Source organism: Pseudomonas sp. B20(2017) (assembly GCF_002113125.1).
GTDB lineage: Bacteria > Pseudomonadota > Gammaproteobacteria > Pseudomonadales > Pseudomonadaceae > Aquipseudomonas.
In genome coordinates this window covers 89,695-113,283 of sequence record NZ_NEJP01000022.1, presented here as the reverse complement: position 1 = coordinate 113,283, position 23,589 = coordinate 89,695, and the positions used below count along the sequence as shown (strand labels likewise).

At 61.2% G+C, this 23,589-nt stretch carries 19 protein-coding genes; 11 read left to right on the top strand and 8 right to left on the bottom strand.

The annotated features are described in order from the left end of the window. Positions 1-232: 232 nt before the first annotated feature. The 3 genes from lon (at position 233) to CAF63_RS25955 (ending at position 5,153) form a co-directional block, all read left to right on the top strand. The gene (gene lon, locus CAF63_RS25965) at positions 233-2,629 is read left to right on the top strand and encodes an endopeptidase La (RefSeq protein ID WP_085690114.1); all 2,397 of its coding nucleotides are present in this window, start codon (positions 233-235) and stop codon (positions 2,627-2,629) included. A gap of 148 nt (positions 2,630-2,777) precedes the next feature. Then, positions 2,778-3,050 carry an HU family DNA-binding protein gene (locus CAF63_RS25960; protein ID WP_002552737.1) on the top strand — a complete coding sequence of 91 codons (273 nt, stop codon included), beginning with the start codon at positions 2,778-2,780 and terminating at the stop codon, positions 3,048-3,050. A gap of 231 nt (positions 3,051-3,281) precedes the next feature. Continuing rightward, entirely contained in the window at positions 3,282-5,153 is a 1,872-nt protein-coding gene (locus CAF63_RS25955) for a SurA N-terminal domain-containing protein (protein WP_085690112.1), read from the top strand. A 60-nt stretch (positions 5,154-5,213) separates the two neighbouring features. On the opposite strand, the gene CAF63_RS25950 is transcribed toward CAF63_RS25955, so the two are convergent. Further along, complete coding sequence (locus tag CAF63_RS25950) at positions 5,214-6,419, bottom strand: MFS transporter (protein ID WP_085690110.1); 1,206 nt, start codon at positions 6,417-6,419, stop codon at positions 5,214-5,216. A 123-nt stretch (positions 6,420-6,542) separates the two neighbouring features. On the opposite strand from CAF63_RS25950, the gene CAF63_RS25945 reads away from it, so the two are divergent. From CAF63_RS25945 to CAF63_RS28665, 3 genes are all read left to right on the top strand, one after another. Then, positions 6,543-7,442 (top strand): LysR family transcriptional regulator, encoded by a 900-nt coding sequence (locus CAF63_RS25945; RefSeq protein ID WP_085690108.1) that lies wholly within the window; start codon positions 6,543-6,545, stop codon positions 7,440-7,442. 92 nt (positions 7,443-7,534) lie between these two features. Next, on the top strand, positions 7,535-8,398 hold the full coding sequence (locus CAF63_RS25940; RefSeq protein ID WP_085690106.1) for a DUF2242 domain-containing protein: 864 nt from the start codon (positions 7,535-7,537) through the stop codon (positions 8,396-8,398). 75 nt (positions 8,399-8,473) lie between these two features. Then, the gene (locus CAF63_RS28665) at positions 8,474-8,662 is read left to right on the top strand and encodes a hypothetical protein (RefSeq protein ID WP_139834508.1); all 189 of its coding nucleotides are present in this window, start codon (positions 8,474-8,476) and stop codon (positions 8,660-8,662) included. A gap of 4 nt (positions 8,663-8,666) precedes the next feature. Here CAF63_RS28665 and CAF63_RS25935 read toward each other — a convergent pair whose 3' ends face one another. Further along, positions 8,667-9,707, bottom strand: a complete 1,041-nt coding sequence (locus CAF63_RS25935; RefSeq protein WP_085690104.1) for an AraC family transcriptional regulator — start codon at positions 9,705-9,707, stop codon at positions 8,667-8,669. Between the two features lie 3 nt (positions 9,708-9,710). Next, positions 9,711-10,838 (bottom strand): nitrilase-related carbon-nitrogen hydrolase, encoded by a 1,128-nt coding sequence (locus tag CAF63_RS25930; RefSeq protein ID WP_085690102.1) that lies wholly within the window; start codon positions 10,836-10,838, stop codon positions 9,711-9,713. Positions 10,839-11,043: 205 nt separating this feature from the next. On the opposite strand from CAF63_RS25930, the gene CAF63_RS25925 reads away from it, so the two are divergent. Both CAF63_RS25925 and CAF63_RS25920 read left to right on the top strand, forming a co-directional pair. Beyond that, positions 11,044-13,083, top strand: a complete 2,040-nt coding sequence (locus tag CAF63_RS25925; protein WP_085690100.1) for an NADPH-dependent 2,4-dienoyl-CoA reductase — start codon at positions 11,044-11,046, stop codon at positions 13,081-13,083. A 174-nt stretch (positions 13,084-13,257) separates the two neighbouring features. Beyond that, positions 13,258-14,166, top strand: a complete 909-nt coding sequence (locus CAF63_RS25920) for a 1-aminocyclopropane-1-carboxylate deaminase/D-cysteine desulfhydrase (protein ID WP_085690098.1) — start codon at positions 13,258-13,260, stop codon at positions 14,164-14,166. Here CAF63_RS25920 and CAF63_RS25915 read toward each other — a convergent pair. The 3 genes from CAF63_RS25915 to CAF63_RS25905 form a co-directional block, all read right to left on the bottom strand. Further along, the gene (locus CAF63_RS25915) at positions 14,163-14,717 is read right to left on the bottom strand and encodes a cytochrome b (RefSeq protein WP_085690096.1); all 555 of its coding nucleotides are present in this window, start codon (positions 14,715-14,717) and stop codon (positions 14,163-14,165) included. The genes CAF63_RS25920 and CAF63_RS25915 overlap by 4 nt on opposite strands. 196 nt (positions 14,718-14,913) lie before the next feature. Then, positions 14,914-15,741, bottom strand: coding sequence for a phosphonoacetaldehyde hydrolase (gene phnX, locus CAF63_RS25910; RefSeq protein ID WP_085690094.1), 828 nt, complete (start codon positions 15,739-15,741; stop codon positions 14,914-14,916). 145 nt (positions 15,742-15,886) lie between these two features. Further along, a complete protein-coding gene (locus tag CAF63_RS25905; RefSeq protein ID WP_085690092.1) occupies positions 15,887-16,996 on the bottom strand; it encodes a 2-aminoethylphosphonate--pyruvate transaminase in 1,110 nt (369 codons plus the stop codon). Between the two features lie 113 nt (positions 16,997-17,109). Here CAF63_RS25905 and CAF63_RS25900 point away from each other — a divergent pair, with 113 nt between their 5' ends. Next, a complete protein-coding gene (locus tag CAF63_RS25900) occupies positions 17,110-17,970 on the top strand; it encodes a LysR substrate-binding domain-containing protein (protein WP_085690090.1) in 861 nt (286 codons plus the stop codon). 104 nt (positions 17,971-18,074) lie between these two features. Here CAF63_RS25900 and CAF63_RS25895 read toward each other — a convergent pair whose 3' ends face one another. Then, a complete protein-coding gene (locus CAF63_RS25895) occupies positions 18,075-18,947 on the bottom strand; it encodes a LysR family transcriptional regulator (protein ID WP_085690088.1) in 873 nt (290 codons plus the stop codon). 270 nt (positions 18,948-19,217) lie between these two features. Here CAF63_RS25895 and CAF63_RS25890 point away from each other — a divergent pair, with 270 nt between their 5' ends. Then, positions 19,218-20,543: an MFS transporter gene (locus CAF63_RS25890; protein ID WP_007951542.1), complete on the top strand. Its 1,326-nt coding sequence runs from the start codon at positions 19,218-19,220 to the stop codon at positions 20,541-20,543. A 67-nt stretch (positions 20,544-20,610) separates the two neighbouring features. Next, a complete protein-coding gene (locus CAF63_RS25885) occupies positions 20,611-22,008 on the top strand; it encodes an FAD-dependent oxidoreductase (RefSeq protein ID WP_178081325.1) in 1,398 nt (465 codons plus the stop codon). 3 nt (positions 22,009-22,011) lie between these two features. Here CAF63_RS25885 and CAF63_RS25880 read toward each other — a convergent pair whose 3' ends face one another. After that, positions 22,012-23,418 carry a type VI secretion system Vgr family protein gene (locus tag CAF63_RS25880; RefSeq protein WP_085690084.1) on the bottom strand — a complete coding sequence of 469 codons (1,407 nt, stop codon included), beginning with the start codon at positions 23,416-23,418 and terminating at the stop codon, positions 22,012-22,014. Positions 23,419-23,589: the final 171 nt, after the last annotated feature.

Below are 23,589 nucleotides of genomic sequence, written 5' to 3'. Positions count from 1 at the left end.
ACTGATGGGCTGAAGAGCCTTTTTCAGCACAAAAACAAACGCCCCGAATAAGTCGGGGCGTTTGGTCTAAGGCCTGTCAGTGTGTTTTCACACAGTCTGTTCGGGCCTCTTTTTTTTTTAAGAAACTTTTAACATCCCCCTGGCGCTTGTTTTTTTTGGAAGCAGCCCCCATCTTGGCTTCAAGTTCAATTCCATCTGATTACGGCCCTATGGCCGCCGTAGAGGCGAAATCATGAAGACAACCATCGAATTGCCTCTCTTGCCATTGCGTGATGTCGTGGTTTATCCGCACATGGTTATCCCGCTGTTCGTGGGGCGCGAGAAATCCATCGAAGCCCTCGAGGCCGCGATGACGGGCGACAAGCAGATCCTGCTGCTGGCCCAGAGAAACCCGGCTGACGACGATCCCGGTGAAGAGGCTCTCTATCGCGTAGGTACCATTGCCACTGTTCTGCAGCTGCTGAAACTGCCTGATGGCACCGTCAAGGTTCTGGTCGAGGGCGAGCAGCGTGGCGCTGTGGAGCGCTTCAGCGAAGTCGATGGCCACTGCCGTGCCGAAGTGTCGCTGATCGACGAGGTCGACGCCGCCGAGCGCGAATCCGAAGTATTCGTGCGCAGCCTGCTGTCGCAGTTCGAACAATATGTGCAGCTGGGCAAGAAAGTCCCGGCTGAAGTCCTGTCGTCGCTCAACAGCATCGACGAGCCTGGCCGCCTGGTAGACACCATGGCTGCGCATATGGCGCTGAAGATCGAGCAGAAGCAGGAAATCCTCGAAATCATCGATTTGTCGGCCCGTGTCGAGCACGTTCTGGCTTTGCTGGATGCCGAGATCGACCTGCTGCAAGTCGAAAAACGCATTCGTGGCCGCGTCAAAAAGCAAATGGAGCGCAGTCAGCGCGAGTACTACCTGAATGAGCAGATGAAGGCCATTCAGAAAGAGCTCGGCGACAGCGACGAAGGCCACAATGAAATCGAGGACCTGAAAAAGCGTATCGACGCTGCAGGCCTGCCGAAAGACGCGCTGGCCAAGGCCACTGCGGAGCTGAACAAGCTCAAGCAGATGTCGCCGATGTCTGCCGAAGCCACCGTGGTGCGCTCCTACATCGACTGGCTGGTTCAGGTGCCGTGGAAGGCCCAGAGCAAGGTGCGTCTGGACCTGGCCCGTGCCGAAGACATTCTCGACGCCGATCACTACGGCCTCGAAGAGGTCAAGGAACGCATCCTTGAATACCTCGCCGTACAGAAACGCGTGAAGAAAATCCGTGGCCCGGTGTTGTGCCTGGTCGGTCCTCCGGGCGTGGGTAAAACCTCGCTGGCCGAGTCGATCGCCCATGCCACCAACCGTAAATTCGTGCGCATGGCCCTTGGTGGTGTGCGTGATGAGGCGGAAATCCGTGGTCACCGTCGGACTTACATCGGTTCGATGCCAGGAAGATTGATTCAAAAGATGACAAAAGTGGGTGTGCGCAACCCGCTGTTCCTGCTCGATGAAATCGACAAGATGGGCAGCGACATGCGTGGCGACCCGGCGTCGGCGTTGCTGGAAGTGCTGGATCCGGAGCAGAACCACAACTTCAACGACCACTACCTGGAAGTCGATTACGACCTTTCGGACGTGATGTTCCTGTGCACCTCGAACTCGATGAACATTCCGCCGGCGCTGCTGGACCGGATGGAAGTCATCCGTCTGCCGGGCTACACCGAAGACGAGAAGATCAACATCGCGGTGAAGTACCTGTCGCCGAAGCAGATTGCAGCCAACGGCATGAAGAAGGGCGAGCTGGAATTCGACGAAGAAGCGATCCGCGACATCATCCGTTATTACACCCGCGAAGCCGGTGTGCGTGGCCTCGAGCGGCAGATTGCCAAGGTTTGCCGCAAGGCGGTCAAAGAGCACGCGCTGGAAAAACGCTTCTCGGTAAAAGTGACAGCTGACCTGCTGGAACATTTCCTCGGTGTTCGCAAGTTCCGCTACGGTCTGGCCGAGCAGCAGGATCAGATCGGTCAAGTGACCGGCCTGGCCTGGACTCAGGTGGGTGGCGAACTGCTGACCATCGAAGCGGCTGTGGTGCCGGGTAAAGGTCAACTGATCAAGACCGGTTCGCTGGGCGATGTAATGGTCGAATCGATCACTGCGGCCCAGACCGTGGTGCGCAGCCGTGCCAAGAGCCTGGGCATTCCTCTGGACTTCCACGAGAAGCGTGACACCCACATCCACATGCCGGAAGGCGCGACCCCGAAAGACGGTCCGAGCGCTGGTGTGGGCATGTGCACGGCGCTTGTCTCTGCGTTGACGGGCATCCCCGTGCGCGCTGATGTCGCCATGACCGGTGAAATCACTTTGCGCGGTCAGGTATTGGCCATTGGCGGTCTGAAGGAAAAACTGCTAGCCGCTCACCGTGGCGGAATCAAGACAGTGATTATTCCGGAAGAGAACGTGCGCGATCTGAAGGAGATTCCTGACAATATCAAGCAGGATCTGCAGATCAAACCGGTTAAATGGATTGACGAGGTCCTGCAAATTGCGCTGCAATACGCGCCGGAGCCCTTGCCGGATGTGGCTCCGGAGATAGTTGCCAAGGACGAAAAACGTGAGTCTGACTCTAAGGAAAGAATTAGCACGCATTAATACGCTTTTGCCTGGGGGGCTTCCTTGACAGCTTTTTAGAGCCCTTGTTATAAAGCGGCTCTTAAGTGTCTGTAGGCCATTCAGCACTCGTTTTTGCTTTCACCAAAAAACTTAGAATCATCTCAAAATAGATATAAGGGGACTTAGAGTGAACAAGTCGGAACTGATTGATGCTATCGCTGCATCCGCTGATATCCCGAAAGCTGCTGCTGGCCGTGCGCTGGACGCTGTAATCGAATCCGTCACTGGCGCTCTGAAGGCTGGCGACTCCGTTGTTCTGGTTGGCTTCGGTACTTTCTCCGTGACTGATCGTCCAGCTCGCATCGGTCGTAACCCACAGACCGGCAAGACTCTGGAAATCGCGGCAGCCAAAAAGCCAGGTTTCAAAGCTGGTAAAGCCCTGAAAGAAGCCGTCAACTAAGTTTGATTCAGGTTTTTACCTATCCGGGTCGGGGTCATGCCTGACTTGGCAGCGGAGCGGTAGAGCAGGCGGTTGGAATAGCTGCCTGTCACACCGGGATCGAGGGTTCGAGCCCTGTCCGCTCCGCCAGTTACGAGAAGGCGCATCCTCGGATGCGCCTTTCTTCTATCCGGATTCTACCCACGCTCCACGGTTGCCTAATTTTGAAGTTCAACCGTTTCTGGGGGACGCATGCTGCAGAATATCAGGGACAATTCACAAGGCTGGATTGCCAAGACCATTATCGGGGTCATCGTTGCACTGATGGCTCTGACCGGTTTCGACGCCATTTTCCAGGCCACGACTCACAAGAATGAGGCGGCCAAGGTCAATGGTGAAGAAATCAGCCAGAACGAGCTGAGCCAGGCGGTGGATATGCAACGCCGTCAGTTGATGCAACAACTGGGCAAGGACTTCGACGCCTCCTTGCTGGACGAAAAAATGCTGCGCGAATCGGCCCTCAAGGGTCTGATCGATCGCAAACTGCTGCTGCAAGGCGCAGAACAATCGAAATTCGCTTTCTCCGAAGCGGCCCTGGACCAAGTGATCCTGCAGACGCCTGAATTCCAGGTCGACGGCAAGTTCAGCTCCGACCGTTTCGATCAGGTGATCCGTCAACTGGGCTACAGCCGCATGCAGTTCCGCCAGATGCTGGCTCAGGAAATGCTGATCGGCCAACTGCGCGCCGGTGTGGCGGGCAGCGGTTTCGTGACCGACGCTCAGGTGCTGGCCTTCGCCCGTCTGGAAAAACAGACCCGCGATTTCGCCACGCTGAACATCAAGGCTGACCCTTCGGCCGTCAAGCTGACCGATGACGAGGTCAAGGCTTACTACGACGAGCACGCCAAGGAATTCATGACCCCGGATCAAGTGGTCATCGATTACCTGGAGCTGAAGAAGGCTTCGTTCTTCGATCAGGTCGCCGTCAAGGACGAAGACCTGCAGGCGGCGTATCAGAAAGAGATCGCCAACCTGTCGGAACAGCGTCGTGCGGCGCACATTCTGATCGAAGTCAACGACAAGACCACCGAGGCTCAGGCCAAGGCGAAGATCGAAGAAGTCCAGGCGCGTCTGGCCAAGGGCGAGAAATTCGAAGCGCTGGCCAAGGAGTTCTCGCAGGATCCGGGTTCGGCCAACAACGGCGGTGACCTCGGTTATGCCGGTCCTGGCGTTTACGATCCAGCCTTCGAGAAAGCCCTGTACTCGCTGAACAAGGATCAGGTTTCCGAGCCGGTTCGCACCGACTTCGGGTTCCACCTGATCAAGCTGCTGGGTGTCGAGGCGCCTGAAGTGCCGACTCTGGCCAGCCTGAAAGACAAGCTGACCCGCGAGCTGAAAACCCAGCAAGTCGAGCAGCGTTTCGTCGAGGCGACCAAGCAACTGGAAGACTCTTCGTTCGAAGCATCCGACCTGGCCCAGCCAGCGCAGGACCTGAAGCTGACCGTGCACACCTCCAAGCCGTTCGGCCGTGAAGGTGGCGAAGGCGTTGCAGCCAACCGTGCTGTCGTGACTGCCGCGTTCAGCACCGAAGTGCTGGAAGAGGGTGCCAACAGCACCGCCATCGAGCTGGATCCGGAAACCGTGATCGTGCTGCGCGTCAAGGAGCACCTGAAGCCTGCTCAATTGCCGCTGGAAAGCGTGGCCGCTGCCATTCGCACCCAATTGACCAAAGAGCACGCCAGCGCTGCTGCCAAGACCAAGGCGGAGCAACTGATCGCCAGTCTGCGTGATGGCAAGACGCCGCTGGACAAGGCGGTGGACGGTCAGAACTGGAAAGTTACTGAAGCGGCAAACCGCGCTCAGGAAGGCGTTGATCCAGCGGTGCTGCAAGCGCTGTTCCGCATGCCGAAACCGGCCGCCAAGGACAAGCCGACCTTCACCAGCGTGACGCTGGCGGATGGCAGCCTGACCATCGTGCGCCTGAACGGTGTGAACGAAGCAGCGGCTCCGACCGATGAAGAGAAAGCGCAATACCGTCGCTTCCTCGCATCGCGTGTGGGCCAGCAAGACTTCGCGGCGTACCGCAAACAGCTGGAAGCCGAAGCCGACATCAAGCGTTTCTGATGCCTGGCTGAGCCGCAAGACCCGAGCCCCGGATGAAAATCCGGGGCTTTTTTGTGCGCGCTATCCGGCGTTCGGGAAGCCATGGCTTCGGGCATTGATGGTCGCATACAGAGTCAGCAGCAACAGAGCTGCGACAATCCACGGGTAAGTCCCGACGCCCAGGTTGTTCAGCAGCAGACCGCCCGCAAGTCCGCCGCCGGCAATGCCGACATTCCACAGGGTCACCAGCATCGATTGCGCGGTATCGGCAGCTTCCTTGGCAGTTTTCGCCAGGGCTGTCTGTAGCAGTGAGGGCATCGCGCCGAACGCCAGACCCCAGACGGCGGTGGCGGTGTAGACCACGCCCGGCGAGTCGCGCCACAGACCCAGTGCGATCGCCGACAGCAGGAATAGCGCGGCACTGACCAGAAGTAATTGACGCAGCCAGCGATCAATCAGGCTGCCGACGATCCACAGGCTCAGTACCGATGCCAGACCGAATACCAGCAACACCCGGTCGATTTCTGCGCCAAGTCCTGATGGCTCCAGAAATGGCGCGATGTAGGTGTACAGGAGGTTGTGCGCGACGACGTAGGACAAGGTTACAAACAACACGGATCGCACGCCCGGCAAGGTAAACACCTGACGCAGTGGCAGGCGTTTTCCGGCGTGTTCACCGGCGAAGTCCGGTACTTGCCAACGCACCCAGATCACCAGCAGCACGGTCAGCCCGGTCATGATCGCAAAGCTCAAGCGCCAACCGACTGCGGTGCCCAACAAGGTGCCGGCCGGAATGCCCAGCGACAATGCAAGGGGCGCCCCCAGCATAGCCACCGTAATCGCCCGGCCTTGTAGGTGAGGTGCGACCATCCGGCTCGCGTACCCGGCCAGCAAAGCCCACAGCAGCCCGGCGAAGACGCCTGCTATCAAGCGCGCAATCAGGGTCAGCCAGTACAGCTCCGACAACGCAGTGATGCTGTTGGCGATGGCAAACCCACCAATGGCCGCCAGCAACAGCGGGCGCCGACGCCAGCCCCGGGTGGCAATGGTGAGCGGAATTGCCGCCAGCATCGAACCGATGGCGTACAGCGTGACCAGTTGCCCGATCAGTGCCTTAGAGACATCAAGCCCAGCGCTCATCTGTGGCAGCAGGCCAGCGGGCATCGCCTCGGTCAGTACGGTAATGAACCCGGCGGTGGCCAGCGCGAGCAGTGCGCCCAGTGGTAATCGTTCTGTGGGCTCGACGGTGCCGGCGAGCGTGGGGGAGTTGAGTGGCGCATCGTTCATGGGCGGGTTTCCATTTTTGCCGAAGGAGACGAAGGCCATAGGGTAGGGCGCTGCACATTCGGGAAAAACAGGTTAGGGTTCCGAACATCTCGGACAGGAATGTCGTGAATCAGCGAGGGATGAATGGACAGCCTGGGCAGTATTTCGGTGTTCGTGCAGGTGGCGGAAACCCGCAGTTTTACCGAGGCAGGCCGCTTGCAGGGCGTGTCTTCTTCGGCGGTCGGCAAAAGCATCGCCCGCCTGGAAACACGGCTCAATGTGCGGTTGTTTCATCGCACCACCCGCAGCATCACGCTGACCAGCGAAGGCGCGCTGTTTCTTGAACGCTGCCGCAAGATTCTGGCCGAAGTGGAAGCGGCGGAATTTGAACTGTGCGACGCGGCAGCGGCGCCTCACGGCAAGTTGCGCGTCAGCCTGCCGCAGGTGCATGACCTGGTGATGCCGGTCATGAACGAGTTCATGGCGCTGTACCCGCAGATCGAACTGGATCTGGACCTGACCGATCGCATGGTGGATGTGGTTGAAGAGGGTTTCGATGCGGTGATCCGGACGGGTAAACCGCGAGATTCGCGACTGATGGCGCGACCGTTGGGCGAGTTTCATATGGTGTTGGTGGCCAGCCCCGCCTACTTGCGCGAGCGCGGCGAGCCGCTGACCCCGGCCGATCTGGCGGAGCACGCCTGCCTGCGCCATACGTTTCACGCCACCGGCAAACTGGAGCCCTGGCCGCTGAAGCGCGAGGAGGGCGCGCCCGAGCCGACCTTGCCGACACGCCTGGTGAGTACGTCGATCGAAGCCGTGCGGCATGCAGCGCTGGCGGGCATGGGCATCGCTTGTCTGCCGGACTTCATGATCTTCGAGGCGCAGCAGCAGGGTCGCCTGCAGCGCGTGCTGGATGAGTATCTGGAACACGTCGGACAGTTCTGGGTGCTGTGGCCGTCGAGCCGGCATGCAACCGCCAAGTTGCGGGTGTTCATCGATCATTTATCGGCGCGACTTTTTCCTGCCACTGAAGGTCGATAGAGTTGTAACTGTTTTAAGACACTAATCCATACGCCGCGGGGCAGCGATCTGTTGCACAATACGCCCCGGACCGTTTTCCCTCAGGATGTTTAATGTTGAATTCTATTCCCGTGCGTTTCATCGGGTTGGCGTTGTTGCTGACCGCCGCTGCCGGCTGCTCCAAGGACAAGCCTATCTACGAGCATGAGAATTTCGACGACTCCGGCACCTTTTCGCGCAATTACCCGGTGACCGACACCGCCAGTTGCGAAGCGGCCCGCCGAGCGTTGCTCAGCCAGGGCTACATCATTACCAGCAATGACCCGAAACTGGTCAGCGGCCACAAGAGTTTCCAGCAGACTGGCGAAACCCACCTGGAGATCAGTTTCAACGTGGTATGCGCCGATGATGGCAGCGCAGGCCATCACGCCACCGTGTTCGCCAATGCCCTGCAGGACCGCTACGCGCTGAAGAAGACCAACAACTCGGCCAGTCTGGGTGTCGGCGTATTGGGTTCGGTGTCGATGCCGATCGGCTCGTCTGACGATTCGATGGTGAAAGTGGCCAGTGAAACCGTGTCGTCGCAGAAGTTTTACGAGCGCTTCTTCACACTGGTCGAGCTGTTCCTGCCGGCCGATGCGAAGAAAGCCGCACACATCACCGAAAAGCCGAAGACCGACCTGGGTGTGCCGGAAGCCAAGGCGGCGCCGGCTCCATTGGCTCCAGCCCCTGCGGCTGAACCGACCCCGGCCCCAGCACCGGCCGCCGAGCCCGCTGCAGCACCGGCGCCAGTGCCTGCAGAAGCGACACCGGCCAGTTCCGAGCCGGTAGTACCGCCGACAGAAGCCGCGCCGATTACCCCGGCACCGGTTGCCGAGCCCGCGCCTGCGACGGAAACCATCACGCCGCCGGCCAACCCGACGGACATGCCGCCGCCCTCCGAGCCGATTCCGGCCATGCCTGCCTCCGGGCAGTAAACCTGTGTGTTATGTGGATGAGTCCTTCTCAAAATTCCCCGCGATAAATTCCTGACCGCCTGCTACGTTTATTTCATGAAGGACGCGTTTCATTTTTCCTTCACACGGGCACTTTATGCTCGAGGCACTGGTCATTTGTTCCAGGCCATTTCAAGCAAGCGTCAGGGGGATTACGCAATGGATGACTATCAAGAAGAACTGCTCGAATTCCAGGCCTACGAACTGGATTCACCAGAGCCTGCGGAAGACGCTACCGAGCTGTGACGCGTCAGCCTGTTTTGCGGTGGCTGCGGCGAAACTCACCCGGTGTCTGGCCGTTCCAGCGCTTGAAGGCGCGCTGGAAAGCTTCGGCCGAGGCAAACCCCAGCAGGTACGCGATTTCACCGAATGCCAGTTCGGTGTCGCGGATGTAGGTCATCGCCAGATCACGGCGAGTGTCATTGAGGATCGCGCGAAACTGCGTGCCTTCCTCGGCCAGCTTTCGCCGTAACGTCCAGGTCGGCAGCTTCAGGCGTGCCGCCACTTCTTCCAGGTCCGGTTCGCGACCACCATTGAGCAACGGCCCGAGCAATTGCGTGATGCGTTCGCGCAGGCTGCGGGTGCGGGTCAATTGCTCCAGTTCCCGTTCGCACAAACCGAGCAAATGTTTCCAGGTGCTGGGGCAATGCTCCGGGTTGCGTTGGGCCAGGCTGGTGAGACTCAGGCGCAGTTGATTATGCTCGGCGCCGAACTGGATCGGGCACTCGCCCAGCACGGTGTAGGCGTCGCGATAGTCCGGGGCGTCGAATTCGATTTCGATCCGCTCGGCGCGCAAGGGCTCGGGGCTGACGCTGGATAACTGATGCAGCCAGCCGGCAATGATCGAATCCACCACAAAGCGGTTGTAAGCGTTGTACGGGCTGATCGAGTAGAAGCGCAGCCACGCACCGCTGGCGTCTTCGTGGAAACTCGACTGGCCGCGATAGTTGGAGCCGTACAAGGGTTCGAAACGAGTCAGGCAGCGAGCGGCTTCGCGCACGGTCGGGGCCTGCGCGGCGGTCACACCGGCCAGGCCGGCCTGGCTCAGGCGACTGAGTTGGCCCATTCGCAAACCCAATGCCGGATCGCCAGTCAGCTGGATCGCGCCATGCCCCAGGCGCATGTAGCGCGGGATTGACAGACGCGCCCCGGCTTCGGCCAGGCGCGCGGCATCCAGGCCGTACTGTTCGAGCAATGGCAGCGGATCGACGTCGTGGCTGCGCACGGCATCGGCCAGGCTGTGGACGAAGCCCACTGACAGATCCCCGAGGCGCATCGGCTGCAGTTTCATGGGTTACAACCAGAGGTTCAGCAGGCGCGCGCCACGGGCTTCGCTGTCAGCGAACTGCTGGCCGTTGCTGCTGAGGAAGCTTTGCCCGGAACTCGGCTTGTCCCAGAACTGCCCGCGCAGAAACACACTCATGCCGGCCAGCGCCTTGCTGGCCGGCGGTTGCGCGGTCAGGGTCAGTTGGTGCCAGGCCTGGCCTTCACTGACTGCTCCCGGTTTCAGGCTGACCGAGTCGGGCACGCTCAAGCCTTTGTAACCCTTCCAGGGTTGATCCCAAACGCCATGACCGACGACGAACGCAGGCACCGCGATCAGCTGTGCGCCTTGCTCGTCGAGTTTGCGGTAGTTGTCCGGATACCAGCTGTCGTTGCCGATCAACACGCCGAGGCGTCCGGCCGGAGTGTCGACCACATTGATCCGGGAAGCCTCGCGGGTACTGGAATCATCCTGATCGAAGATCGGGCGCATCTGCCGCTGTGGCTGGCCGAGCGGGGCGCCGTCACGGCCAAACACCACCGTGCTGTTGTACAGCGCGCCACTGCCGGCCTTGAGCCGGCCGTCGGTGATGTTCGGCTCGGGCAACACGATCGAGCCGGCCACCAGGGTGATCTGGAATTCCTTGGCCAAGCCACCGAACAGCGCCTGATAGTCCTTGGCCATGTCCCGGGACTTCATCCGCAGGTGCGCATCATCCAGACGACTGCTGCCCTTGGCGGTGAGCCAGGCGCGAGCAAATTGCACCGGGTTGCTCGCCGCCAGCCAGTTCATCGCTTCGGCGAGGGTGGCGGCCTGGTACAGTTCGTCTTTTTCGCCGCTGATCATCAGCCAGGTGCCGACATGCTCGGGCAGGATGACCACGGTTTTGTCATTCAACAGCCCCTGATCCTGCGCCTGCTGCAAATAGGCGGCGAGCTTGCGGTGCAGGCGTTCGGGGCTTTGATAATCGGTGGGGAACAGCTCGGGCTGGATACCCAACAGGTTGCCACGGTCGGCGGGCGTGCCCTGATCGACCGCGAGTTTGATCCGCAGGTCCGACAGGTAATGACCGGCCGGGCGGTCAGCCGCCCACATGGCGTAGAAAGTGAGCGCGGCGATGAGCGCCATGGAAAAAGTCAGGTACAGAAGTTTGCGCATGAAATCCAACAACAACCGGGTACAGGGTGTGCGGACAGGGTAGGGCGCCAGCCCCGGCTTGCCAAGGGGCGCTGCGCATTTGGATCAATAACTTGTCAGTTACGGTCATTGAGTGACAGCGATGCGACTCCTAATCTGTCGAACATGACTGACGGGGGACGCAGAGCTCCCGCATTTTCCGTGATCGCTCGCTGTGGAGTTAACGATGACCGCCGCTCAATACCCGCACCTGTTGGCCCCGCTGGACCTGGGATTCACCACGTTGCGCAACCGCACCCTGATGGGCTCGATGCACACCGGCCTCGAAGAGAAGCCGGGCGGTTTCGAGCGCATGGCGGCGTACTTCTCCGAGCGTGCCCGTGGCGGCGTCGGCCTGATGGTGACCGGCGGTATCGGTCCGAACGACGAGGGCGGGGTGTATTCCGGTGCGGCCAAGCTGACCACCGAGGAAGAAGCGCTCAAGCACCGCATCGTGACGCGCGCCGTGCATGATGCGGGCGGCAAGATCTGCATGCAGATCCTCCACGCCGGCCGTTATGCCTACAGCCCGAAACAGGTCGCGCCGAGCGCCATCCAGGCGCCGATCAACCCGTTCAAGCCCAAAGAGCTGGACGAGGAAGGCATCGAGAAGCAGATCCGCGATTTCGTCACCTGCTCGGTACTGGCCCAGACCGCTGAGTACGACGGCGTGGAAATCATGGGCTCGGAAGGTTATTTCATTAACCAGTTCCTCGCGGCCCACACCAACCATCGCACCGACCGTTGGGGCGGCAGCTACGAAAACCGCATGCGCCTGCCGGTGGAAATCGTTCGCCGGGTGCGTGAAGCGGTCGGCCCGAACTTCATCATCATCTTCCGTCTGTCGATGCTCGATCTGGTGGAAGGCGGCAGCACCTGGGAAGAAATCGTCACCCTGGCCAAAGCCATCGAGCAGGCCGGCGCGACCCTCATCAATACCGGCATCGGCTGGCACGAAGCGCGGATCCCGACCATCGCCACCAAAGTGCCGCGTGCGGCGTTCAGCAAGGTCACGGCCAAGTTGCGTGGCTCGGTGAAGATTCCGCTGATCACCACCAACCGCATCAACACCCCGGAAATCGCCGAGCAGATCCTCGCCGAAGGCGATGCCGACATGGTCTCGATGGCGCGGCCGTTCCTCGCGGATCCGGACTTCGTCAACAAAGCCGCCGAAGGCCGTGCTGACGAAATCAACACCTGCATCGGCTGCAACCAGGCCTGCCTCGATCACACCTTCGGCGGCAAGCTCACCAGTTGCCTGGTCAACCCGCGTGCCTGCCACGAGACCGAACTGAACTACCTGCCGGTCAAGCAGATCAAGAAGATCGCCGTGGTCGGTGCCGGTCCTGCCGGTCTGTCCGCCGCCACCGTGGCCGCCGAGCGCGGGCATCAAGTGACCTTGTTCGATTCGGCCAGCGAGATCGGTGGGCAGTTCAACGTCGCCAAACGCGTGCCGGGTAAGGAAGAGTTCTACGAAACCCTGCGTTACTTCAAACGCAAACTTCAGACCACCAACGTCGAGGTGTGCCTGAACACCCGCGTCGACGTGGCAAAACTGGTCGAGGGCGGTTACGACGAAGTCATTCTGGCGACCGGTATTGCACCGCGTCTGCCGGCGATTCCGGGCATCGAGAACGCCAAAGTGCTGAGCTACCTGGACGTGCTGCTCGAGCGCAAACCGGTCGGCAAGCGTGTGGCGGTGATCGGTGCCGGCGGTATCGGTTTCGACGTGTCGGAATTCCTCGTCCATGAAGGCGTGGCCACCAGTCAGGATCGCGCTGCGTTCTGGAAAGAGTGGGGCATCGACACGAATCTGGAAGCCCGTGGTGGCGTGGCCGGGATCAAGGCTGCACCGCACCCACCGGCCCGTGACGTATTCCTGCTGCAACGCAAGAAATCCAAGGTCGGAGACGGCCTGGGCAAGACCACCGGCTGGATTCACCGTACCGGTCTGAAGAACAAGCAGGTGCAGATGCTCAACAGCGTCGAATACCTGAAGATCGACGACGAAGGCCTGCACATCCGCATCGGCGAAACCGGCGAGCCGCAAGTGCTGCCGGTGGACAACATCGTCATCTGCGCCGGCCAGGATCCACTGCGTGAGCTGCATGACGGTCTGGTCGAAGCCGGGCAGAACGTGCACCTGATCGGCGGCGCCGATGTGGCGGCCGAGCTGGATGCCAAACGTGCGATCAATCAGGGTTCGCGTCTGGCCGCCGAGCTGTAACGCGGCAACCAGGTTCAGCGTGCCGATGACCATCGCGAGCAAGCTCGCTCCCACAGGTTTTGCGTCGTTCACAGATGTTGTGAGCTCAGCAGAACCTTGTGGGAGCGAGCTTGCTCGCGATGGCGTCCTTTGAGCGACTAGAATGCTGGCTCTGTCCAGAATGATAAGTCACCCATGCTTCTTCCCCCCGCAGACTGGCTCCCTCAAGCCCCCCTCGATCCCTTTCATCTGGACTGGCTCACCGCCGCCGGCATTGAAGTCGCGATCCTGCGCCTCGACCGGATCGATCCGCTGATCAGCGGCAACAAGTGGTTCAAACTCGTCGAACATCTCAAGGCCGCCGACCGCGCGGGCGCCGAAGGCATCATCAGCCTGGGCGGTGCGCACTCCAATCATCTGCATGCACTGGCGGCTGCGGGCAAGCGCCTGGGATTCTCAACCGTCGGCCTGTTGCGCGGGCATCCGCAGGACACGCCGACGGTCAGGGATCTGCAGGATTTCGGCATGCAGTTGCACTGGCTCGGTTACGGCGGCTATCGGGCGCGGCACGAGCCGGGGTTCTGGCAGCCGTGGCGAGAGCAATATCCGACGCTGCATCCGGTGCCCGAAGGGGGCGGCGGTTTGCCGGGCGCGCAGGGTTGCGCGGCACTGAAGGATCAGGCCAGTCAACAACTCGGCAAGCTCCGCTGGGACAGCTACCACGGTTGGTGGCTGGCCTGTGGCACGGGCACCACGCTCGCGGGACTGGTGTTGGCCGAGGCCGGACAACATGCGGTGTACGGCGCAATGGCCGTGCCCGACGATCACGGCGTCGCGGCCAATGTCGAGGCAATTGTCGGTGAGATGGGAGGCTATGAGCTGATCGACGCCAGCCGTGGCGGTTTCGCCAAGATCGATCCGGCGCTGCTTGAATTCATCGCGCAAACCGAACAGGCCAACGGCATTCCCCTCGAACCGCTGTACACCGGCAAAGCCTTGCTGGCGCTCAAACAACAGATCGAGGCGGGCCGCTTTGCCCAGGGTTCACGCTTGATCTTCGTCCACACCGGCGGCTTGCAGGGCCGGCGCGGCTTCGACGGTTAACCCTGGCTACGCTTGGGCATCATTCGCAGCAGCGTGTTATCCCGCACCACGTAATGGTGATAAATCCCCGCCAACGCATGCAGGCCGATCAGCCAGTAGCCGATGGTGCTGATCAGCACATGCCAGTGCTCGACATCTTTGGCGAACACCTTGTCTTCACTCACCAGCAACGGCAGGTCGAAACCGTAGAACATCACCTGATGACCTTCGGCGCTGGTGATCAGCCAACCAAGGATCGGCATGCTGATCATGAACAGGTACAAGGCCCAATGCATCAAGCGTGCGAGGGCGGTTTGCCACTGTGGCGAGGCTGGGAAGATTTTCGGCGCCGGGCCCAGACTGCGGGCGAACAGGCGAAACCAGACCAGCACGAACACGGTCAGCCCGAGCATGTAATGCACTTCGCGGATCAGCGTGCGGCCGCCGCTGCCCTTGGGAAACAGCCCGCGCAATTCCATGCTGGCGTACACCAGCACCAACAGCACCAGCATCAGCCAGTGCAACAGGATCGACACGGTGCTGTAACGGGATTCGGAATTTGTCCACGGCATACGGCGTTCCTCACGGTTCAGGGCTCAAGCGTGCCGTTCTGCGACGGCATGCCTTAACTGTAATCCCCTTTGGCGCGTTTGCCCGAGGCTAAAAAAGCTTTCACTGAGCTGAATCAGCGATTTGACTGAAAACACCCATGAAAAAACGCCAGTGTCGGGCAGACACTGGTGTTTTTGTTTGCCGCGATGGATGCAATCAGCTGCTTTGCGGCATCTCGCCGTTGGCCAGGCGCTTGTTGATGTCGGCAATCACTTCCGGCAGATCGCTGATGGTGTCGATCATGTAGTGCGGGCGCGAACCTTCGAACAGCGCGTGAATGCGCTTGCGCTCGCTGGCCAGCGCGTCGCTGCCCAGTGCGCGATAGCCTTCGTAATCCAGGCCCAACGCATTGCCGGAGCAGATCAGCGCCACGGTCCACATCCCGGCACGACGGCCTTCGAGAATGCCAGGCACGGTGTCGTCGATCTTCACGCAGGCGGCGACATCGTCGATGCCCAAGGCAATCACGTTGGCCAGCGCTTGCGCAGGCCATGGGCGGCCGTTCGGCACTTCATCGGTGGCGACGACGTGGTCGGCGATGTAGCCGTTGGTGGCGGCCAGTGCCACAACCTTGTCCATCACTTGCTTCGGATAACCGGAGCAGGAACCGATCTTGATCCCTTGCTGGCGCAGGTTGGCGATGGTCTCCAGCGCGCCGGGGATCAACGCCGAGTGCTCGGCGATCTTCTCGATCTGCAGCGGCATGAAGCGGTTGTAGATCGCGGTCACGTCATCGTCGGTCGGGGTGCGACCGAACACTTTGCGATAGCGCTCGGCAACCTGCGGCTGGTCGCACAAGGTACGGATGTGATCCCACTTGCCCATGCCCATCGGGCCACGGGCCTCTTCGATGGAGACCTGGACGTCGAACTCGGCGAAGGCTTCGACAAAGATCTGGGTCGGTGCGAAAGAACCGAAGTCGACCACGGTGCCGGCCCAGTCGAGAATGGCGGCTTGCAGCTGGGTTGGGTTGTTGTAGTTCATGGCAAAGATTCCTGTGATAACACGCAATTCGAAAATTTGGTGATCTTGTGGGAGCGAGCTTGCTCGCGAAGGCGTCGTGCCAGTTGGCATCTAGGTTGAATGTGTGACCGCATTCGCGAGCAAGCTCGCTCCCACAGTGGGTGGCTTAAATATCGAGCACTTCCATCTCGCGCAGCACTTCACCCACCGCCGCGACGGCTTCGCGCATCTGCGCCGGGGTGACGTGGCCGATGCAGCCGACGCGGAAGGTCTCGACCTGGGTCAGCTTGCCGGGGTAGAGGATGTAACCCTTGGCCTTGACCCGTTCGTAGAAGTCCTTGAACTGGTAGCGCGGATCTTTCGGTGCATGGAAGGTCGCGATGATCGGCGCCTGGATTGCGGCGGGCAGGAAACTGCGCAAACCGAGTTTGCCCATCTCTTCCATCAGCGCCTGGCAGTTGGCGGCGTACCGCGCATGCCGCGCCGGCAGGCCGCCTTCTTCGTTGTATTGCAGCAGGGCTTCGTGCAGCGCCGCGACCACGTGGGTCGGCGGGGTGAAGCGCCATTGGCCGGTCTTCTTCATGTAGCTGTGCTGGTCGAACAGATCCATCGCCAACGAATGCGAGTTACCGGCGGCTGCGGCCAGCGATTCTTTGCGAGCAAACACGAAACCCATGCCCGGCACGCCTTCCAGGCATTTGCCGGAGGCGGCGATCAGCGCGTCGAACGGGACTTTTTGCGCATCCACCGGCAAGGCGCCGAAGGAGCTCATGGCATCGATGATCAGGCGTTTGCCGTGCTGTTCGACGACCTGAGCGATTTCCGGCAGCGGATTGAGGATGCCAGTGCTGGTTTCGCAGTGGATCAGCGCGACGTGGGTAATGTCGCCGTCGGCGCGCAGCAGGCGGTCGACGTCGGCGGCGGTAGTCGGTTCGTCTTCAGCGGTTTCAAAGGTGCTGAACGAGCGCCCCAGCACTTCGCAGATTTTTGCCAGACGCTTGCCGTAGGCGCCGTTGATCAGCACCAGCACCTTGCCGTCGCGGGGAACGAGGGTGCCGATCGCGGCTTCGACGGCGAAGGTGCCGCTGCCCTGCAACGGTACGCAGTGATGGCTGTCGGCGCCGTTGAGGATCGCCAGCAGTTGTTCGCACAAGCTGGCGGTCAGCTGATTGAAGCGGTCATCCCATGAACCCCAGTCGACCATCATCGCCTGTCGGGTGCGGGCCGAGGTGGTCAACGGGCCGGGAGTGAGCAGGATGGGTGCGGCAGTACTCATTCGTGTGTCCTCGCGATAGCGCTGTGGGATGAAGCTACGGGGCCTACGTTGCAATTCGGCGGATCATCAATCAAATTGTTTGTTGTTATGCCAGTCATCAGTGAGGGTTATCCATGAACCTGTTCCAGCTCCGCGCCTTCGACGCCGTGGCCCGGGAAGGCAGCTTCACCCGTGCAGCCGCGCGGTTGTTCATCAGCCAGCCGGCGGTCACCGGGCATATCAAGGCGCTGGAGGAGCATTACCAGATCACGCTGTTGCGACGGACGGCGCGCCGAGTTGAACTGACGGAGGAGGGCACCAAACTGGCGGCAATCACCCGGGCGATGTTCGGCATGGCCGAAGAGGCTCAGGCGCTGCTAGAGGCCAATCGTCAATTGCTGACCGGGCGCCTTGAGGTGGCGGCGGACGGTCCGCACATGGTCATGCCGATGCTCGCCAGCCTGAGGGCGCGCTATCCGGGGATCACGGTGAATCTGCGGTTGGGCAATGCTCAGGAAACCTTGGCGGCGTTGTTGTCTGAGCACGCCGACGTGGCGGTGCTGACCGAGGTCGAGCCGCGCAAAGGGCTGCATCTGCAAGCATTGAGTGAATCGCGGATCTGCGCGCTGGTGCCGGCGGGACATCCGTGGGCGACTCGTAGCGGTGAGGTCAGGCTCAAGGAGCTGGATCAGGTGATCATGGTGTTGCGCGAGCCGAGTTCGATTACCCGGCGCACGTTTGATCAGGCCTGTGCGCAGGCGCCGGTCAGCCCACGGGTGTTGCTGGAACTGGACAGTCGTGAGGCGGTGACGGAGGCGGTGGCGGCTGAACTGGGGGTTGGGGTGGTGTCGTCGGTTGAAGTCAGTCATGACCCCCGTGTCGTCGCGATTCCCATTGCGGGAGAAGGACTGGTGAACCGGCACATGATCGGCTGCGTGGAGCGGCGGCGGGAGTTGCGGTTGATTCAGGCGTTTTTCGGATTGACCCCCACCTGATAACCGTATCGCGGCCATTCGCGAGCAAGCTCGCTCCCACAGGGTTTGTGCACGCCGCGGCTCCAGTGTGGGACCGAGCTTGCTCGGGAAGGGGCCGGAACTGACTACGCAAGGCTTTCGCGCACCATCTCGAGAAACGTCGCCACCACCCGCCGCGAACTCTGCTCGCGCAGGCACACCAGCGTCTCCGTCAATCGGCGGGTGCAATCGGTGATCGGCAGTGCGCAAACCCGTGAGTCCGCACCAAACTCCGCCGCCGACACCACACCCACGCCAATTCCCACCACCACCGCCTCCCGCGCCGCTTCCCGGCCTTCGACCTGAATCGCCGGGCGGATGCGGAAACCGGCGCGGGCCATTTCTTCTTCCAGGGTCTGGCGGGTCACCGAGCCGTGTTCGCGCAGCACCAGCGGCGTGTCGTCCAGATCTTCCAGGCAGATCGATTCACGCTCGGCCCACGGATGATGGCGCGAGACGAACGCCACCATCGGATCGTTGCGCAGCGGCACGCACAACAGGCGTTCATCGCTCACATCACGCCCGAGCAACGCCAGATCCGCCTGATAGTTGAACAGTCGAAACAGCGATTCATCGGTGTTACCGGTCTCGATCTTCACGCTGATCCCCGGATAGCGCTCACAAAACCGGGCGATCTGCGGCAACACATGCACCGGCGCATCCACCGCGAGAATCAGGCTGCCGGTCTGCAACGCCTGGGATTCCTGCAACAACTCCTGGGCTTCGGCTTCAACCACGAACAGACGCTGGGTGATCGCCAGCAAGCGCTCGCCGAGATCCGTCAGGCGTACCGAGCGCTTGTTGCGATGAAACAGCAACACACCAAAGCGTTCTTCGAGTTTGCGCACCTGGTCGGAAATCGCCGGTTGCGTTAGATAAAGCCGTTCGGCGGCTTTGGTGAAACTTCCGTGTACGGCCACGGCGTGAAAGGCTTTGAGCTGGGCGTGGGAAACAGACATCGCTGACTCCAGTAACAAGCTGAGCTTATGTGTGAAATACGATAAATCGATTTTATTTATTAAACAGTAATTGCTTTGATCCGCTCACGCCAACGCTGACTGCCCGGTCGGGCAGCGACGCTGGCCATGAGCCTGTGCGTGCAACATCAGGACTCATCTGACCGGTATCGCCGAAGGGACGGGGTGATATCGCAGTGCTCAACAATAAAAAACACAGGCGTTTACTTACCGATTCTGCCGGCACACTCACACCCTGAGGTCAGAACCACAATGAACAAGCACATCGGCACCATTGCGCGTTGGCGCATGCAGATCTTCGCTGTCACCTGGCTCGCTTACGCCGCGTTCTATTTCACCCGCAAAGCCTTTTCGGTGGCCAAACTGGGCATAGCCGAAGACCCAAGCTTCACCCTCGACAAAATGGCCATGGCCAACCTCGACGCGATTTACCTGGCGGCCTACGCCATCGGCCAGTTCACCTGGGGCATGCTCGCCGACCGCTTCGGCCCACGGGTTGTGGTGCTCGGTGGTTTGCTGATTTCCGCTGCGGCGGCGCTGGTGATGGGCAGCTTCGCGACGCTGCCGATCTTCGCCACCTGCATGCTGATTCAGGGGCTGGCGCAGTCCACCGGCTGGTCCGGGTTGTGCAAGAACCTCGGCAGTTTCTTCCCCTCCGAACAGCGCGGGCGAGTGCTCGGGTTATGGAGTTCCTGTTATGCATTCGGCGGTCTGGTGGCGTCGCCGTTCGCGGGCTGGTGGGCTTACACGCTGATCGGTTCGTGGCATGCGGCGTTCATTTCCAGCGCTGCGGTGGTCGCGGTGGTGGCGGTTTTGTTCTTCATCTTCCAGCGCGACAAACCGGAAGACGTCGGCCTGCCTGCCGTGGAGCCGGAACCGGTCATCAGTGCCGAAGAGGCCGAAGCCAACAGCAAACTCAGTGTCTGGGAACCGCTCAAGGAAATCCTCCGTAACCGCACGGTGCTGGTGCTGGGTCTGGCGTATTTCCTGCTGAAACCGGCGCGTTACGCAATTCTGCTGTGGGGCCCGGTGATCGTGTTCGAACAGATGCCTTCAGTCGGCAAGGTCGGCGCGGCGATCATTCCCACGGCGTTTGAACTGGCCGGGCTGCTGGGCCCGATCATGATCGGCCTGGCCTCGGACAAACTGTTCGGCGCCCGCCGCATGCCGGCCTGCGTGTTGAGTCTGCTGGCGCTGACCGTGACCCTCGCGCTGTTCATGGGCGCCTTGCACACCGGCAGCGTCATGCTGGTGGTCGCACTGTTGTTTGTGATGGGCCTGACCCTGTACGGCCCGGACTCAATGATCAGCGGCGCGGCTGCGATCGATTTCGGCAAGGCCAAGGCCGGCGCCACGGCGGCGGGATTCGTCAACGGCTGCGGCTCGGTCGGTGCGGTGCTCGGTGGTTTGCTGCCGGGCTACTTCGACTCGGTGACCGTGTTCATCGTGTTCGCCGGTTGCGCGCTGTTCTCGGCGCTGGTGCTGATTCCGCACTGGAACAGCCGCCCGGTCGGCGTCATGGAACCACGTGCCTACGTGCCCAATCGTGCCCTGACCATCAAACCCCTGCGTAACTGAATAAACCCTGCCTCGCGGCCTGCTGCGGCACTCGCGGCAGGCTGTGCCGTGGCCGACTGACTGGAGAATTTTCATGAGACCGTTTTGGCTGGAGCAGGCTTTGCAGCTCGACTCGTCCGAACCTTGCCCGCCGCTGCAAGGCGATGTGCGCACCGACGTGTGCATCGTCGGCGGCGGTTACACCGGGTTGTGGACGGCGATCATGCTCAAGCAGCAGAACCCTGAACTCGATGTGTTGCTGATCGAAGCCGACATCTGCGGCGCCGGCGCCAGTGGGCGCAATGGCGGCTGTGCGCTGTCTTGGTCGGCAAAGTATTTCACCCTCGAGCGACTGTTCGGCGTCGAGGAAGCGGTGCGGCTGGTCAAGGAATCGGAGCGCAGCATCCACGCCATCGGCGAGTTCTGCGAGCAGTACGGCGTCGATGCTGATTACCGGTTGGACGGCACGCTTTACACCGCCACCAACCGGGCGCAATGCGGCTCCACAGTTGCGGTGATTGCGGCGCTGGAGCGCAACGGCATCAACTCGTTTACCCAACGGCCGGTCGCCGATGTGCAGCGCATGGCCGGTTCGGAAAAACACCTGGAGGGGTGGTTTTCGCCGGCCGCCGCCAGCGTGCAGCCGGGCAAACTGGTGCGTGGCTTGCGCCGGGTAGCGTTGCAACAGGGCGTGCGGATTCATGAAGGCACGGCGATGACCGGGCTGGAAGAGGGCCGTCCGGCGCGCCTTCACACGGCGAATGGTTGCGTGACTGCCGACCGCGTGGTGCTAGCGATGAACGCGTGGATGGCCCGTGCTTTTCCGCAGTTCGAGCGCAGCGTGGCGATCGTTTCCAGCGACATGCTGATCACCGAACCGCGTCCGGATCTGTTGCAGGAAATCGGTTTGACCAGCGGCGTCACCGTGCTCGATTCGCGGATTTTCGTGCACTACTACCACAACACCCCGGACGGCCGGATCATGCTCGGCAAGGGCGGCAATACCTTCGCTTACGGCGGGCGGATGCTGCCGGTGTTCGATCAGCCATCGCCCTATACCGGGTTGCTCAAGCGCAGCCTCGACGACTTTTTCCCGGCGTTCGCCGATGTGAAAGTCGACGCAACCTGGAACGGCCCCTCGGATCGCTCGGTCACCGGCCTGCCGTTCTTCGGCCAGATGAGTGCCAGCGGCAACGTGTTCTACGGTTTCGGCTATTCCGGCAGCGGCGTCGGACCGTGCCACATGGGCGGGCAGATTCTCGCTTCGCTGGTGCAAGGCCTCGACAACCCGTGGACGCGTTCGCCGCTGGTCAACGGACCGCTGGGTTACTTTCCGCCGGAACCGATCCGTTACCTCGGCTCACTGATGGTGCGCAACGCCATTCGCCGCAAGGAGCGCGCCGAGGATCACGGTCGGCGGCCCCGGCACCTTGATGTGCGTCTGGCGAAATTTGCTGCTGCAGCGGGCAAGGCTGACAAAGGTTGATGGTCAACGGGGCGGGGCGGAGTGGTTGAGCAGCCAGTCGAGCAAGAGGTCGTCGTCAGGCTCGGTTTCCGTGGGCTGCGACGTTCGCGGGCGGCAGGCGTCGAGGCAGAGGATCGGCCGGTCGGGATCGCTGTCGAGAAAACTTACCCAGACCTCGCTGCCGGCGCAGGGCAGATTTTCCCGAGGCAGGCCGCCGCCGACGTGGGGCATGACCACCGGCAACCACAGCCCTTCGTTTGCGCTGGCATCAGGGTGGTCAGGCCATAACCGGACGGCGATCCGCCCCTGATCGTCCACTTGCGCCGGTTGCCCCGGAGCGCCAAGCACTTGCGCTGGCTGATACCCCGGAATGCCCGGACGCAGTTGTTTCGGCGGCGGGCGAAACGGGGTCGACCAAGGTAGCGCTGTGAAGTCATTGTGATAGCGGCGAACTGTCGGCACGGGATCGAGAATCGAAGGTTGCTGACCCTGATGACGCAAATCGGTGATCAGCCACTGCTCGTTGAACGCGCTCACCGGGTGCTCCATGACTTGCACCAGGCGCCCGCTGAGCAGTCGCGGGCAATCGCTGCGGCCCTGAATCGAGCGTGACCTGCAGCGTTGACGTTCCAGCAGGCGACGACTGCGCTGGGCCGCGTGACGTTGCGCAGTCGGCAGAAATCCCGGTGGGGCGATGGCACTGCCCAGCGTGTGATTGGCAGCGTCGTGGCCCGCAATCGAATACCCTCGCTCACGCACTCCGGCAGGAATCTGAGGCAGCACCGCCTCATGGCGCTGGAACAGGCTGCTGAGGCCGGTTGCCGGCGCATCGATCTGCGTGTTGAAAGCAATCGCCGTCGGTTGCTGCGGCAGGCTCAGGCTGTCATCGGCGAACACCACTACATGGCCGTCCGGCTGATGTTCGAAGTGATAGTGAATGCCTTCCTCTTCGCAAAGCCGTTGCAAAAAGGCCAGATCGGTTTCTTCGTATTGAATGCAGAATGGGCGCGGCGGGTAGTGGCCGACGGTCATCTCGATCCGATAGCTGTCGGCGGGCAGGTGATGTTCGCTGAGCAGTTGTTCAAGGATGGCCGGCACGCTCAGTTGCGTGAAGACCCGGCGTACGGGATGTTGCTCCAGCGCTTGCAGATGCGGCATCAGCACCAGTTGGTAGGCGATCCGGTGCGTTGCGCGGTGTTCGCAACTGGCGCTTTGAATGATGCCGTGAATCCCGTGGTCGTCATCCAGGTGCAGAAACGCCGCCTGATGCAGCAGTGTGCCGGGTGACCAGGCGGGCGCCAGGCCCATGACTTCGATCTCGAACCGATAGGGCTGATTCAGCGCTTCATGACCGCTGAAGCGCAGGACCGGCAGGCTTATCCCGCCTTCGGCGAGGGTCAGCGAAAACGGACTTTCCTTGTCATTGAGCATTCGGGCGGGCTCTGTTCAGGCAATACGGGCCACAGAGGGTACGAAAACGTGACGTTGAATGGACGTGGCAAACCGGTTTTTCAGAATCGCCCTACAAGGCGCGTAGAAGATGTCGATGCGCATCGGATTTTTTGGTCGATTGCCGACTTTAGGCCGTATAAACTTGGCGCC

Coding starts and splice junctions, on each gene's coding strand:
- lon (WP_085690114.1), top strand. CDS start 233: ATGAAGACAACCATCGAATTGCCTCTCTTGCCATTGCGTGATGTCGTG.
- CAF63_RS25955 (WP_085690112.1), top strand. CDS start 3,282: ATGCTGCAGAATATCAGGGACAATTCACAAGGCTGGATTGCCAAGACC.
- CAF63_RS25950 (WP_085690110.1), bottom strand. CDS start 6,419: ATGAACGATGCGCCACTCAACTCCCCCACGCTCGCCGGCACCGTCGAG.
- CAF63_RS25945 (WP_085690108.1), top strand. CDS start 6,543: ATGGACAGCCTGGGCAGTATTTCGGTGTTCGTGCAGGTGGCGGAAACC.
- CAF63_RS25940 (WP_085690106.1), top strand. CDS start 7,535: ATGTTGAATTCTATTCCCGTGCGTTTCATCGGGTTGGCGTTGTTGCTG.
- CAF63_RS28665 (WP_139834508.1), top strand. CDS start 8,474: ATGAAGGACGCGTTTCATTTTTCCTTCACACGGGCACTTTATGCTCGA.
- CAF63_RS25935 (WP_085690104.1), bottom strand. CDS start 9,707: ATGAAACTGCAGCCGATGCGCCTCGGGGATCTGTCAGTGGGCTTCGTC.
- CAF63_RS25930 (WP_085690102.1), bottom strand. CDS start 10,838: ATGCGCAAACTTCTGTACCTGACTTTTTCCATGGCGCTCATCGCCGCG.
- CAF63_RS25925 (WP_085690100.1), top strand. CDS start 11,044: ATGACCGCCGCTCAATACCCGCACCTGTTGGCCCCGCTGGACCTGGGA.
- CAF63_RS25920 (WP_085690098.1), top strand. CDS start 13,258: ATGCTTCTTCCCCCCGCAGACTGGCTCCCTCAAGCCCCCCTCGATCCC.
- CAF63_RS25915 (WP_085690096.1), bottom strand. CDS start 14,717: ATGCCGTGGACAAATTCCGAATCCCGTTACAGCACCGTGTCGATCCTG.
- phnX (WP_085690094.1), bottom strand. CDS start 15,741: ATGAACTACAACAACCCAACCCAGCTGCAAGCCGCCATTCTCGACTGG.
- CAF63_RS25905 (WP_085690092.1), bottom strand. CDS start 16,996: ATGAGTACTGCCGCACCCATCCTGCTCACTCCCGGCCCGTTGACCACC.
- CAF63_RS25900 (WP_085690090.1), top strand. CDS start 17,110: ATGAACCTGTTCCAGCTCCGCGCCTTCGACGCCGTGGCCCGGGAAGGC.
- CAF63_RS25895 (WP_085690088.1), bottom strand. CDS start 18,947: ATGTCTGTTTCCCACGCCCAGCTCAAAGCCTTTCACGCCGTGGCCGTA.
- CAF63_RS25890 (WP_007951542.1), top strand. CDS start 19,218: ATGAACAAGCACATCGGCACCATTGCGCGTTGGCGCATGCAGATCTTC.
- CAF63_RS25880 (WP_085690084.1), bottom strand. CDS start 23,418: ATGCTCAATGACAAGGAAAGTCCGTTTTCGCTGACCCTCGCCGAAGGC.